The following is a 13146-nucleotide window of genomic DNA, read 5'->3' as shown; positions in this document are numbered from 1 at the left end:
AACTTATTTTAATTCTCGCAGAAGGTTTTTAAGCACTATCACCCTATTTTCCGTAAAGAAATACGTTGAAAATTTTTCATTGTAGTAGATAGAGTTATATAAGTATAGTGTTGGAAAACAAGACAAAATGTTTATGTACTTATATCATATACTATTTATGATTCACATGACGACTTTGAAAAAGGTGGATGATCAAACATTTGAGTTAGAAATTACTGGGACTGTGACGATATCTTTTAAATTGGAGAACGAATTTATAAAAGAAGTTGATAATGTTGCAAGGAATTTAGGATATACTAACAGAAGCGATTTTATAAGAGATGCTATAATCTACTATTTAGGGTATCTGAAAAGAAATGGCAATCACAATAATAATCTCAATGCAGAACATTATTGAATACCTATTATTTATTGTAGGGCTAATATCCAGTTACGTGATAGGAGCTAATAATAATGCAACATCATTAGGTATATTGTTCGCAACTAATGCCATAAAAAGAAGATATGCTTACATATTAAATATGGTCTCTATTTTAGTTGGTGTAGTATTAGGTAGTTTGACTATGTTACACAGTGTTTATGGGGTAGTGTATGGAAATAGTTTATACGTGGCTATAGGTATTTTTACCTCATTATCCTCATCAATAATCACCTTTTATTATTTAAACAAATCAGGTATCCCTTCCTCTTTAAGTCAAACGTTTTATCCGTCAATTGCGATATTAACCTTAATGTCGCATGGATTTATAGAGTTAGACTGGGTAAAATTCTGGGTAATAGTAAGCTCGTGGGTTATCTCGCCAATAGTCGCAATTGGATTTTCCCTTCTATTATATTTAACGTTGAATAAGGTTGTAAGTGCAGAGACTCGTATTATTAAACAGATTACAATATATAAAAACCTTATACTATTCTCGTCAGCCTTTACCTCATTTATAGTTGGGGCTAATGCGATAGGCATAATAGTATCTTCTGCATTACTCTCTGCTCCAGCATACCTTGTGATACCTCTTTACGGTATATCTGCTGCATTAGGAGTTTTGACTAGTCAAAGAATAGCAATAAGGGTGGGATTTCGTATAACTAAATTAGGATATTTAGGTGCATCATCAGCATTAATAGGAAGTAATGTTATAAATGAAATTTTCACAATTCTAGGAATACCGCTATCGATAACCCAAACAATAATTGGTGGCATAGTAGGGCTTAGTTTTAGAAGCTTTACATCAGATGTTAGAAAACAAGTAATACAAATATTTAGGAGTTGGGCTACATCCCCAATTTTCGCTATAATACTCTCATTGGCAATCTTTGGAGTAATAAAGAGTATATTAGGACTTTAGTGTAGCATAAAATACTTCCACACTTAGTGTCGCATCTTCTAACGAGTCCAATATATCGTCTATAAATATAATCACATCTTTCATTTGTAGTATACTTATAATATCAATTTCCTTCTCTATCTCATAAAGCCTCTGCAAAAGAGTGTCCTTGATATCATCCCCTTCTCTTTCCATTGCTTGTATTTCCCTACTTAGTTTTAATGAAACTTCAACATCTGATCCCAGGTGCCTCGTTAGTTCGTGAATCTTAAGTGATGCCTCATTGACCAATGCTAGATACGTAATTAACATGTCTGATAGAATTGTCACGCATTTCAGATCAACTTTCCTAGACCCCAAAGCTCTAGCCGCATCTTTTACAGAACTCAAAGTATTAAAAAGAGCCTGAGTCAACATTACCATTGATTCCTTAAAGTCTGGTAAAAATGCTTCTCCATAAAGAGTTGAAAGTATTTCCTCACGTAGCATTCCAGCCCTTTCGTGAATAGATTTAATTTTAATTAAATCTGCCGGAATTTGATCATTTTCACCCTTTCTTACGTGATTTACTTCGTTTTGCAAAATCTTAACTGCTTCACCTATTAGTTCTGCAGTAAAGCTAATTCTCTCAAATACCTCTTCTTCCTTATTATTTAGCCTTAATTTGAACATTCTAAAAACATTATTGTAGGCAATTATATTTAAGTACTTCTCTACTTGTAGCTCAGATCACTTGACTTAACGACTATTCTCGTTCTGGATTTATATTTCCTTTCGTTGGTTATTTCTCAATACCTTTAGAAAGTTCTTTTAACTTCCTTAAGGCTAATCGTTTATCGCCTTCTTCAAGCTTAGCTCTAGTTATAAAATCTTCTAAGGTATATATCACCTCCCAAGCAGCTTTCCTATTAACTGGATATGGAATACCATCTTTACCTCCAATAGCAAATGCGTACTTAAATGGGTCATAAGGATAATTCATCGGGTCTTTGTAAGATGGCGGCTCGTTATATATTAGATCTGCTATTAAGTACAACGCCCTAGCTGTGGAGGGACCTAAACCATTAATTAGTGCTTCCTCAAATGTAAGTGGGTTAGATTCATACATTTCTCTTAGTACTTGTTTGATTCTATTAACATCCACGGGCTTCATGTAAATTAATCTAGCCTCTTTGGATACGAACGCTATTGATCCTCCTTTTATCCACATGTCTAAAGTTGATTGACCTTTAAGCATAGCCATCGCTTGAGTATATAAGGAGACTATCTTATTGGGATTCTCCCTCAGCAAATCTAATATTAACTTCCTTGTCCTATCCTTATCTCTATCTATTGCGTTAACTACAACATTAGTCTTAATACCAGATATTGCAGAATGAGGTTCTACCACAAAATTATCAGTCTCTTTCCAATGATATCTCCTAGCGAACTTTATTTCTAAATTCATGCCTTGCTGGATTACGCTCCATTTTCCGTCCTCGGTTACAAGCATGGTGTGATGATAGAGTTGATGTCCATCTTGAACCAAGGTTGAATCAACTTTTGCTACTATTTTACTTATATTTTTAATTTTATTCTTATCTACATCAAAAATTAACATATCTACCTCATCTGGAACCTTTAGAGCATTTTTGCCTTTACCTCCCAGCACAGCAAAACCATGAACTTTAGGGTTTGTAATGTCCTTCAAAATACCTAATGTTACGGTTGTAGAGCCAGAGGAATCCCAATCCATTCCAATAATGTTATTGAAACCTTGAAACCACAAGGGATTCGAAAACCTCTCTACAACCTTTTGAGGACCTAATTCAAGAATCATTATTTCAACTATGGCCTTAGCTAACCTTTTCATAATGGGAACTAACCACGGGGGAACATGACCAGTATGAAGCGGTAAGTCAGCTATTCCCTCTACTTCCATACTTTATAAGTTCTGAAGATAAGGTATATATATGCTTATCATATCAACCTCTGACATACACTCACCTAGGTATTTAACCGAATTCTTCTTAGCCTTACGAGAACTCGGGAATATCAAGGCTGATTTAGCATTATTAGCTGGAGATCTAGTTGAGAGAGGTGAGTATCTACATTTTACTCCCGTATATAACGCTCTAAAAAATAGAGTAAAGCAAATAGTTTCAATTTTTGGTAATGAAGATTTTATAGAAAATAGAAAATTTTATAGAGAAAATTATAGCGATATAATTTGGCTAGAGGATGAAAAAGTAGAAATCAAGATAGAGAATAGAAAACTTATAATAATTGGTAGTGAAGGAGTTCTGGAAAAGCCAACATTATGGCAAACAAGCAACGGGATAACTGAAGACCTTTATATGAAAAGGTTAGAAAAAATCACTGAAATGAGTTGTAACTCTAAGGCAGATATCAAAATTCTTTTAACTCATTACGCCAGTACCTTTGAAACAGTATTCGGTGAAAGAAAAAGTGTATATCCACACTTGGGATATAGAGTTTTAGAGGAGTTATCAACTAAGGGAAAAGATTGTTTACCAAATATAGCAATCCATGGCCACGCACATTACGCAAAAAGAATACTCTCAGTAGTGAAAAGCGTTAGAGTATACAATGTAGCGTTACCTGCTAATAAGAGAATTATAACTATCCACACTCTTTAATACGGCGAAGAAGCGCTACTCTTTTTACTCTCTTGATATGTTATGAAACCAACGTCTGCTATGGTATTCTGAACGATTTTAGTAACCCAATTTAGCATGGGACCCTTAATTCCAATCCTATTTAAAAACCTATATATTATGGGAACTTTTAGTTGTGCACCAGCTGCTAAGGGATGCCCTCCTCCTCCTAACTTAACAGCAAACTGTCTAACATCAATCTCCTTACTTCTAAAAGAAATACTTTTTCCATTTGCTGATACAAAAACTGAAGCATCAGTTCTAGTCATCAAAAACTGTGAAGCATAGCTTATATCTGGAGGACCTTTCCACCTTACTGCTACAACAACTTTATGACCGTTAATTTGTATTAACTTATAACTCTTCATTACTTTTTTATAACCCTCTAACTCTCTGGAAACTACTTCCTCTAACATCTTATCAAATGTATCATCCCACAATATTCCGTTATAAAACATTTTTATTAGCTCATTTTTCCATGAGTAATCCTTGTTATTCTCAACTATTCTTCTTAATTTTTCTCCCATTGGATCATCATGAAGCCATATATCAACTGAACAGTCTGCTGAAGACAATCTCCTAGAAAACTCATCATTAGGATTCTTATATTTATATATAACTCCTGCACCACATGTCGAAGTATCGTGATATACTGAAACGCCGATTTTTTTCAATTCCTCTTTCCATTCATCCTTCCAAACGTGATGATCAAACCACTCCACGTTAGCACCTTGGTCAATGAGTTTTTTCAAATTCCTTATAATTTCATTAAAAGTACTGGCATTTATTCCCAAATCTGCTATCATAACGTTATATACTCCTCTTAACTCTAATGAAGCTAGAAGTGAATGCAATTTGTTTGGCTCTGTAAAAAATACATTTTTAGGTAATGATTTAATTGCCCTAGCGTAAACGGCTGCAGATGCTGTTCCATCAAAATCGTTATGTACTATTGCATAATATTCCAACTTTTTACCTACCTCTCAAATTTAATGCCATCTGCAGTAGTTATTATACCCTTGTATAAAAAGTCTACTTGCCTTAAAGTAGCATAATAATCAAACTCCGTTATTGCAGATATTGAATCCTTTGGCATAATTATATTATACCATCTTAAAGCAGCACTACCAGCAGTGTGTAATACGCAAATATTTGCAACAGTCCCAGTAATTATGGTATTTTTGATATTCTTAACTCTAAGAATATAGTCTAATGAGGATTCAAAGAAGGCATCATATCTATACTTCTTAACTATGAAATCGCTCTTTTCTGGAGTTAATTCGTCAATTATTTCTGCACCCCAAGTTCCAGCCAATGCGTGCTCTCCCCATATTTTAAATTCTGGGTCATCTTTCATGTGCCAATCTTGTGTATATATTACCAACGCATTGGAACTTCTTGCCTTATCGACTAATCTCTTTATAAATGGTATAGTAGCCTCTGCAGTAGAAACTGATAATTTACCGTTTTTCCTCACAAAGTCGTTTTGCATGTCTACAATTATTAATGCTGTATTAGTAGGATCTAATATTACCTCTTTATGCTCGGGAATAGATGGTACTTCAATTTTCATAATTAAATTTACTGCACGCACAGTTTTATTCCTTTTTTATCTTCTTAGTGAGCATATCAGCTATTTTTAGAACTTTAGGATAACCCCTCTTACCTAGTTCAATGCAATCTTGTAAGTCGACTTTATTTCCTGGACTATAAAAATATCTACCGAATTTAACCCCTACTTTCTCTCCATTTAGATATACATAGGTAATTTCACTTTCATTAACCAAATCACCCGTAAGCCTAGATTTCGCTACCCCAATTGTTGGGAAGTCTAGGAGAACGCCTATAACTGTAGCAATTCCGCTTTTCCTAGGATGAGCTATCCCATGACCATCAACCAAAAGAAGGTGACAATCCAAACCCTCTATTGCTTTTATCATTAATGGAGCTTCCCTCATGAAAAGGAAACCTGGAATATATGGGAAATTCACTTCACCAACATAAGATTTGTAATTATAATCTCCACTATTAATATCCATACTTACACCTACTGAGAATCCTAGATTACCCTTATATGCAATATCAACCCCACAGATTTTCTTAACGTTCTCAATTCCGTAATGACTTATTTTAACGTTTTTTGAGATAAGGAATTGTAATTTCTCTAAGAATTCGAGTAGATGTTTTTCAACCAACTCTTTCTCATCCCTTCCACGCGTAATAAGAACATCTCTTGCTCATATGTTTGTACTGCACCAGGTCTTACCAATCTAACTTCGTCAATAGCAGATTCTACTTCCAATTCTTCAGTTAAAATTAGATAACTAGCTAAAATTGTACCAGTCCTTCCTATTCCACCTACACAATGAACTAGATTACCTTCTTTTTCACTTAATAGCCATTTCATAATTGTAAGAAATTGAGAATCCGATGGAACTCCCCCATCTGGAATTGGAATATGTAAGGGCTGAAGTCCATTTTTCTTGAGAATAGACAGATAATAATCCTTATCTCCCCAACTCTCTTCGATTTCCCAATCCTCTGGTAAAACTAATACTCTTTTCACTCCTTCTTTCCTCCATTCTAAAATCTCGTTTTCGGTATATGGTAATCCAGAACCTCCTATGGTTTTCCTTCTAACCCAATACATTATTCATCACTTCCATATCAGAAGATCCGCTGAGCGTCACAGATCATTTTAAAATTCTCAAAATCGATATTTAAGATTATGGTAAGTAGATTATCTACTGGAATATTGGATTTTGATAAACTAATACAAGGTGGGATTCCTCAAGGATTTTTCATAGCGTTGACTGGAGAGCCTGGAACTGGAAAGACGATATTTTCACTTCACTTCATTGCTAAGGGATTAAGGGACGGAGATCCTTGTATATACGTTACAACTGAGGAAAGTAGGGATTCAATAATAAGACAAGCTAAGCAGTTTAATTGGGATTTTGAGGAATATATAGAGAAGAAGTTGATAATAATAGATGCACTAATGAAGGAAAAAGAGGACCAATGGTCTTTAGTGAACTTAACCCCTGAGGAATTAGTGAATAAGGTAATTGAGGCTAAACAAAAATTAGGTTATGGTAAAGCTAGATTGGTAATTGATTCAGTAAGTGCATTATTTTTGGATAAACCCGCAATGGCAAGAAAAATAAGCTACTATCTTAAGAGAGTCCTAAATAAATGGAATTTCACAATATATGCTACTTCACAATACGCAATAACCACATCACAAGCATTTGGATTTGGAGTAGAGCATGTGGCAGATGGGATAATCAGATTCAGAAGGATGATAAGGAATGGAGAACTACATAGGTACATATTAATTGAGAAAATGAGACAAACCGATCACGATAAGCATGTATGGGAAATAGATATAGTTAATGGTAAAGGAATAGTCTTGAAGGGAAGATTAGAGGAAAGAAGGGAAGATTATACATTGCCAGAAAAGGTAAAGAGAAAGATCATTGAGAGTGGCAAAAAGACTGAGGAGGAATTGAAGTGAATCTATTTTCTACATACTCCTAAGAAGTTCTTAAATATCTCTATTCCTCTTTCTGTATGTTTAACTTCAGGATGAAACTGCACACTAAATATTGAATTACTTGAGTTCGCCATTGCTTGGGCTCTTGCATTTGCGCTACTAGCTAACACTCTGAATCCGCTAGGCGGTTCAACTACCTCATCATTGTGACTTTCCCAAACGTTAAGTTGCTGTGAGAAACCTTTCAGAATAGTATCTTCGTCAAATATATTTATCCTAGTGAGTCCGTATTCTGGATTTAGGGCTCTTCTTACAACCCCACCCAATACATAGGCAATTAGCTGATGACCTAGGCATATGCCTAACATTGGGACTTTCAGTTCTTTTATATAAAGGGGAGAATTTCCCATTTTTTGAATTTCCTCTGACACTGAGTAGGGGCCACCACTAAATATAACGCAATCGAATTTCTTAAGTTCCTCCACTGGCTTATGTGGGGGAATTACCTCAATGTCCGCTCCCAAATACTTTACGTTCTTAAGTATTAGGTGATTATATTGTCCGCCATAATATACTAAACCTACTTTCACACTAGAATCTAAGTTTTTGGATATTTAAAAAATATTGATCAGACTTTTTGGCGACATCACTGACTCAGAGCCGTCACCAGACATCATTTCAATAATAGATTCTCATACTCCTTTACAAACTTTACACTTCTCTTAACATCTGAGAATAGCTTTGAAGCTATCACTACATCTTCAACCTTTATAATACTCCTATTATTTCTTTGAGCAATTATAAGAGATGGTTCTAACAGTTGAACAGAGTATCTCAAACTATTTTCAACACCTATTTTAGTTAATTCCTCTAAAGCTTGAGGATCTAATTCAATTTCTAATTCATCAGCTCTAATCTTGATTATTTCTTTAATTTCATCAGCATTGTAAGGTCTAGTTGGTATTATCAGCAGTCTATCCAATAGGTCAAGAGGAATCCCGTGAGGAGATTCTATATCAGTTCCTCTAATTTTAGTTAGCCCCCTGTTGGTTGCTAAGATCAGTATTGGTGCTAATTCGGACTCTAAGGCTCTAGTTAGGAAAGAAAATGCTTCTAAATCAAGCGTATGAGCATCATCAATGAATAGCACTCCAACTACCAATTCCGCCCTACCTTGGTTAATCCAATCCTTAACTAGTCTATCTACCTCTTTTCTAACGTCCTCATTTATTTCTCTTTCCGTAAAGAACGAGAAGATAGCTGTAACGGCTAGATTTCTAGCAGCTAAATTCAGGTCTAAATCGTTTAAGGTGAGTGTAGTTGTTATTTCCTTTTCTTTTCTCACCGGACCAGTAGGTATCTCTAGTACTTTCGTAGTCTCTATATCATAAGTTTTAGCACCTTCAAAACCCTTAGCCTTACCCTCAACTATAACTTGTCCAGTTTGAGCATCAATCATGATAACGTCGCCTTTCTTAACGCCTAAGGATACGAGTTGTTGTGCTATTTCCTCACCTACTGACAACGTCCTTTCATCGTCTTTAGTGGTTAAAGTTATTTGAGCCTCAACTGGAGCTTGGGAATAGGGATTTAATCTACTTCTAGCAACCTTAATCTTCCTATCCTTTACAACGCCTTCATACACCAGTCTCTTTTCCCTAATTCTGACACCTATTGATTTTCTTATCAATTGGGTTAGTATCTAAGTCTTCTTAAGTTCTGTAGAATATATTTCAGAAGCGTTAATTGCAGTAAATGGAGTATCTTCACCCAACTCTCTGGCAATCGCTACTGCTAATACAGTTTTTCCAGTACCCGGAGGACCAACAAATAGTCCCTTTTCCCGACATTTTTCCTTGATTTATCAATTGTACAACTACTCCTGCAGCCTCTCGGGCCTCAGCTTGGCCAACTAGCCCATCTGCAATAAACTTAGCTTTACCATTATCATCTAAACCTAAACCTTTAATATGACTATGAATACTTGCTTTTTCACGTATGGGTTTCTTTAACTCGCGTATCTCTGACATCTCACAATAATAATATATAATAAAGTTTTTGAGATTAACTCTAAATCTATGAGGCCTTGTATAGCGAGAAAGCTTGCATATAAAATATTACGGTCAAAGGGTTTCCGTTGCAATAGTTAAAAGCTTAGCCTTTTAAGGTGAAAGGGGTTGGAAGCCGAATCACGTGAATTATGAAAGCTTTATTAATATAACATTATGTAAAGATAACATGTGATGAAGACCTTTGGGACTGACAAAGTGATTGAGTGGCGGCTGTCTGACATAGGTGATTTTAGTTGATACACCTAGCAGTGGGGAGATTTAACATTGATATTATAGTAAAATTGGATTCTATTCCACCTATAGATTCCAGTCATATGACGGATGTTCTTGAAATCATGCCCGGAGGAGCTGCAACAAACTATGCAGTGGCAGTGACTAAACTGGGTCACTCTGCTAAACTATTAGCAAAGGTTGGGAAAAGCGAAGTAGTTAGAAGTCTAATGGAAAAAGTAGTAGAATTAGGGGTAGGATTAGAATACGTAGAGGAATTAAACGAGAAACCTAGTGCAACACTAATCTTCTTGAGAAGTGATGGAACACTATCTATGGTAAGAAGACTTGGCGCATCAATATTGCTAACAAGAGAAGATGTAAAAAGGCGTTTTGGACTGTTTGACGTTATTCACTTCGCCTCAGTATCACCAAACGTTGTTGTGAGAGATCCTTATGCAAAATTAGTAAGCTATGATCCTGGCCCACAAGCTAAAAATATAGAGTCGATTGACGTAGACATCTTATATATTAATGAAAAAGAGTATGAAATGATAGAAGGTAAGAACATAAAGGCCAGATTTATCGTCATTAAGATGGGCAAGAAAGGGGCAAAGATAATTACTGAGACTGAAGAGTGTTCAGTTGAACCAGTACAAGTAGAAAAGGTAGTTGATACTACCGGAGCTGGAGATACTTTTGATGCAGCATTTAATGTAACATATTCTGAGGAAAAGGATATTATAAAGAGTCTACAGGTTGCCAGCGTTGCATCTGGTCTTAAGGTTACGAAGATAGGAGGAATTTCTTCACCAACATTAGAAGAGGTAAGAGAGTATTTAAGGAAGAAGAAACCAAATGTTATATGTAAATGATTATTCTTTTCGTTGATTTTGACTACTTTTACGCTCAAGTTGAGGAAGTTTTAAACCCATCATTGAAAGGAAAGCCCGTTGTTGTTTGTGTATTTTCGGGAAGATTTGAGGATAGTGGAGCTGTTGCTACTGCAAACTATGAAGCTAGAAAATTTGGAATAAAGGCTGGAATATCAATAGTTGAAGCAAAGAAAATTTTACCTAGTGCAGTTTACTTACCCATGAGAAAGGAAGTATATCAGCAAGTTTCCAATAGAATAATGAAACTGCTAAGGGAATACTCTGAGAAAATCGAGATTGCAAGTATAGATGAAGCTTATCTCGATATCTCAGACAAGGTTAAGAACTATCAAGATGCATATAACCTAGGGTTGGAGATTAAGAACAAAATACTTGAAAAAGAGAAAATTACAGTTACTGTGGGAATTTCTAAGAATAAAGTATTCGCAAAAATTGCGGCTGATATGGCAAAGCCAAATGGGATAAAGGTTATTGATGATGAAGAAGTTAAAAGGTTAATAGTAGAGCTAGATATAGCTGATATACCCGGAATTGGCGATATTACTGCGGAGAAACTAAAAAAGTTAGGTGTCAACAAACTAGTTGACACATTAAGAATTGAATTTGACGAACTAAAAGGAATAATTGGTGAGGCTAAAGCCAAATATCTGTTCTCTTTAGCCAGAGATGAGTATAACGAACCTATAAGAGCTAGAGTACGGAAGAGTATTGGGAGGATCGTAACAATGAAGAGAAATAGCAGGGATTTAGAGGAAATAAAGCCGTATTTATTTAGAGCAATAGAAGAGGCATATTATAAGTTAGATAAGAAGATTCCTAAAGCTATTCACGTAGTTGCAGTAACTGAAGATTTAGATATTGTAAGTAGAGGAAGAACTTTCACTCATGGAATAAGTAAGGAAACAGCGTATAGAGAGGCAGTAAGGTTACTGCAAAAAATATTGGAAGAGGATGAGAGAAAAATAAGGAGAATTGGAGTAAGGTTTAGCAAATTCATCGAGGCGATAGGGTTAGACAAGTTCTTCGATACTTAAACTTACTAAACCCTTCAACTTACTCATATCTATTTCCTTATGAACTGACAAATAGTTATAAAATCCCTTTATTCCCCTCTTAGAAACATCTGGTTTCTCAATTATTTCGACATCAAAATATAATGGAACTTTAAACATTCTAGCTATTCTATCCAGCTTCAACACACTTTGTATTTTTCTGAAATCATCCTCTATTCCTATAGCGTCAACAAATGTCTTTTTACCTTTTATAAAATTAACTTGATCTTGTCTTATTATTCCATATTTATCTACTATAACAACCAATCTAGCTTGTCTTCCTCCTTCTACATCTTCATAAAAATTTAGACATTCTATAAAATATTCATTTTCAGCTAAAGGTATTACTGCTAATTCCTCTTCTCCAACAACCTTTGCAAGAGACTTTAATTTGATCTTCAAGATAATTCACCTAATGATTGAAATAGATGGATCCTTTGGTGAAGGAGGAGGACAAATTCTGAGAACGTCTTTAACGCTATCTATCATAACTGGTAAACCATTTAGAATATTTAATATAAGAGCTAATAGACCTAATCCCGGATTACAAAGACAACATCTATGGGCAGTAAAAGCTATGAAGATGATATCAAATGCTGAAACAAAGGGGGATGAAGTAGGATCCAAAGAACTGATATTTGTGCCTCATGAAATCAAGGGAAATACCAATATAGATATGGACGTTGGTACAGCTGGAAGCGTAACCCTAATAATACAAACTGTCCTACCGGCCATAATTAACAAGAACGTGAGAATTAGAATTAAAGGTGGTACTGATGTACCGAAATCTCCTACCATTGACTATATTAGACTTGTATATTTGGAAATTTTAAGAAAAATAGGAATTGAAGCAAAGCTGAACCTGATAAAAAGAGGCCACTATCCAGAAGGTGGAGGAGAAGTGATAATTGAAAATGTCAATGGAAACCCATCCGCCTTTAGTTTACTAGAGCTAGGTAAATTAACAATAATAAAGGGAATTTCACATGTTTCATCTTTACCAGCCCATATCGCAGAGAGACAGATGAATTCAGCTAGGGAAATCCTATCTAAACTTGGAGTTCCAATTGAAATAGAAACTGACGTAAGACAAGGTGAAGTAAGTAAAGGCAGTGGTATTGCATTGGCTGCCATAGGGGAGAAGAGTATTATTGGAGCTGATTCGCTGGGAGAGAGAGGTAAAAGAGCTGAAATAGTTGGAGAAGAGGCTGCGAGGATACTTATTAATAATCTTAACACTAAGGCCTCTGTGGATATACACATGAGCGATATGCTCATGATATTTGCATCACTTTACGGTGGGGAATACATTGGTGCGGAATTGACATCTCACGCCTATACGAATATGGAGATTATAAAGAAGTTTCTAGATATTAAAATCGACGTTAGCGGTAAGAGACCATTTAGGTTTAAAGCTAAAATCTTTTAAAGGAACTACGTT

Annotated in this window: 15 protein-coding genes and 1 pseudogene; 7 read left to right on the top strand and 9 right to left on the bottom strand. The window is 35.3% G+C overall.

Annotated elements, in window-relative coordinates; all coding sequences use genetic code 11:
- The first annotated feature begins 127 nt into the window (after positions 1-127).
- Positions 128-397: a ribbon-helix-helix domain-containing protein gene (locus tag YN1551_RS13695; protein ID WP_012718126.1), complete on the top strand. Its 270-nt coding sequence runs from the start codon at positions 128-130 to the stop codon at positions 395-397.
- A complete protein-coding gene (locus YN1551_RS13690; protein ID WP_012718125.1) occupies positions 357-1343 on the top strand; it encodes an inorganic phosphate transporter in 987 nt (328 codons plus the stop codon). Before YN1551_RS13695 ends, YN1551_RS13690 begins: the two co-directional genes overlap by 41 nt.
- Here the strand turns inward: YN1551_RS13690 and YN1551_RS13685 are convergent.
- Positions 1332-1994, bottom strand: a complete 663-nt coding sequence (locus YN1551_RS13685; RefSeq protein ID WP_010923867.1) for a DUF47 domain-containing protein — start codon at positions 1992-1994, stop codon at positions 1332-1334. The genes YN1551_RS13690 and YN1551_RS13685 overlap by 12 nt on opposite strands.
- 109 nt (positions 1995-2103) lie before the next feature.
- Positions 2104-3243: a DUF763 domain-containing protein gene (locus YN1551_RS13680; protein ID WP_012718124.1), complete on the bottom strand. Its 1140-nt coding sequence runs from the start codon at positions 3241-3243 to the stop codon at positions 2104-2106.
- 31 nt (positions 3244-3274) lie between these two features.
- Here YN1551_RS13680 and YN1551_RS13675 point away from each other — a divergent pair, with 31 nt between their 5' ends.
- Positions 3275-3961 (top strand): metallophosphoesterase family protein, encoded by a 687-nt coding sequence (locus YN1551_RS13675; RefSeq protein ID WP_012718123.1) that lies wholly within the window; start codon positions 3275-3277, stop codon positions 3959-3961.
- Here the strand turns inward: YN1551_RS13675 and YN1551_RS13670 are convergent.
- The 4 genes from YN1551_RS13670 to YN1551_RS13655 are packed head-to-tail and all read right to left on the bottom strand — an operon-like array spanning position 3958 to position 6629.
- On the bottom strand, positions 3958-4947 hold the full coding sequence (locus YN1551_RS13670) for a DHH family phosphoesterase (RefSeq protein WP_010923864.1): 990 nt from the start codon (positions 4945-4947) through the stop codon (positions 3958-3960). The genes YN1551_RS13675 and YN1551_RS13670 overlap by 4 nt on opposite strands.
- Positions 4948-4955: 8 nt before the next feature.
- Entirely contained in the window at positions 4956-5573 is a 618-nt protein-coding gene (locus YN1551_RS13665; protein ID WP_012718122.1) for a cysteine hydrolase family protein, read from the bottom strand.
- 4 nt (positions 5574-5577) lie between these two features.
- A complete protein-coding gene (locus tag YN1551_RS13660) occupies positions 5578-6174 on the bottom strand; it encodes an endonuclease V (protein WP_012718121.1) in 597 nt (198 codons plus the stop codon).
- Positions 6144-6629, bottom strand: coding sequence for a cyclin-dependent kinase inhibitor 3 family protein (locus YN1551_RS13655; RefSeq protein WP_012718120.1), 486 nt, complete (start codon positions 6627-6629; stop codon positions 6144-6146). Before YN1551_RS13655 ends, YN1551_RS13660 begins: the two co-directional genes overlap by 31 nt.
- Positions 6630-6674: 45 nt before the next feature.
- Between YN1551_RS13655 and YN1551_RS13650 the strand changes: the two genes are divergently transcribed.
- Complete coding sequence (locus YN1551_RS13650; protein WP_225968793.1) at positions 6675-7496, top strand: KaiC domain-containing protein; 822 nt, start codon at positions 6675-6677, stop codon at positions 7494-7496.
- A gap of 2 nt (positions 7497-7498) precedes the next feature.
- Here the strand turns inward: YN1551_RS13650 and YN1551_RS13645 are convergent, their stop codons facing one another.
- Both YN1551_RS13645 and YN1551_RS13640 read right to left on the bottom strand, forming a co-directional pair.
- Complete coding sequence (locus YN1551_RS13645; protein ID WP_012718119.1) at positions 7499-8065, bottom strand: GMP synthase subunit A; 567 nt, start codon at positions 8063-8065, stop codon at positions 7499-7501.
- 83 nt (positions 8066-8148) lie between these two features.
- A pseudogene (locus YN1551_RS13640) lies at positions 8149-9505 on the bottom strand (RuvB-like helicase).
- Positions 9506-9780: 275 nt separating this feature from the next.
- Between YN1551_RS13640 and YN1551_RS13635 the strand changes: the two are divergent.
- Together YN1551_RS13635 and YN1551_RS13630 are read left to right on the top strand one after the other, a co-directional pair.
- Positions 9781-10632, top strand: a complete 852-nt coding sequence (locus YN1551_RS13635) for a carbohydrate kinase family protein (protein WP_012712891.1) — start codon at positions 9781-9783, stop codon at positions 10630-10632.
- The gene (locus YN1551_RS13630) at positions 10629-11687 is read left to right on the top strand and encodes a DNA polymerase IV (protein ID WP_012718118.1); all 1059 of its coding nucleotides are present in this window, start codon (positions 10629-10631) and stop codon (positions 11685-11687) included. Before YN1551_RS13635 ends, YN1551_RS13630 begins: the two co-directional genes overlap by 4 nt.
- Here YN1551_RS13630 and YN1551_RS13625 read toward each other — a convergent pair.
- A complete protein-coding gene (locus tag YN1551_RS13625) occupies positions 11664-12107 on the bottom strand; it encodes a hypothetical protein (protein WP_012710412.1) in 444 nt (147 codons plus the stop codon). The two genes, YN1551_RS13630 and YN1551_RS13625, sit on opposite strands and share 24 nt — an antisense overlap.
- 13 nt (positions 12108-12120) lie before the next feature.
- Here YN1551_RS13625 and rtcA point away from each other — a divergent pair, with 13 nt between their 5' ends.
- Positions 12121-13134: an RNA 3'-terminal phosphate cyclase gene (rtcA, locus tag YN1551_RS13620; RefSeq protein WP_012718117.1), complete on the top strand. Its 1014-nt coding sequence runs from the start codon at positions 12121-12123 to the stop codon at positions 13132-13134.
- Positions 13135-13146 lie beyond the last annotated feature (12 nt).

Source organism: Sulfolobus islandicus Y.N.15.51 (genome assembly GCF_000022485.1).
Taxonomy (GTDB): Archaea; Thermoproteota; Thermoprotei_A; order Sulfolobales; family Sulfolobaceae; genus Saccharolobus; species Saccharolobus islandicus.
Note: the sequence above shows the minus strand (reverse complement) of the source record. Positions and strands in the feature narration are given on the sequence as shown.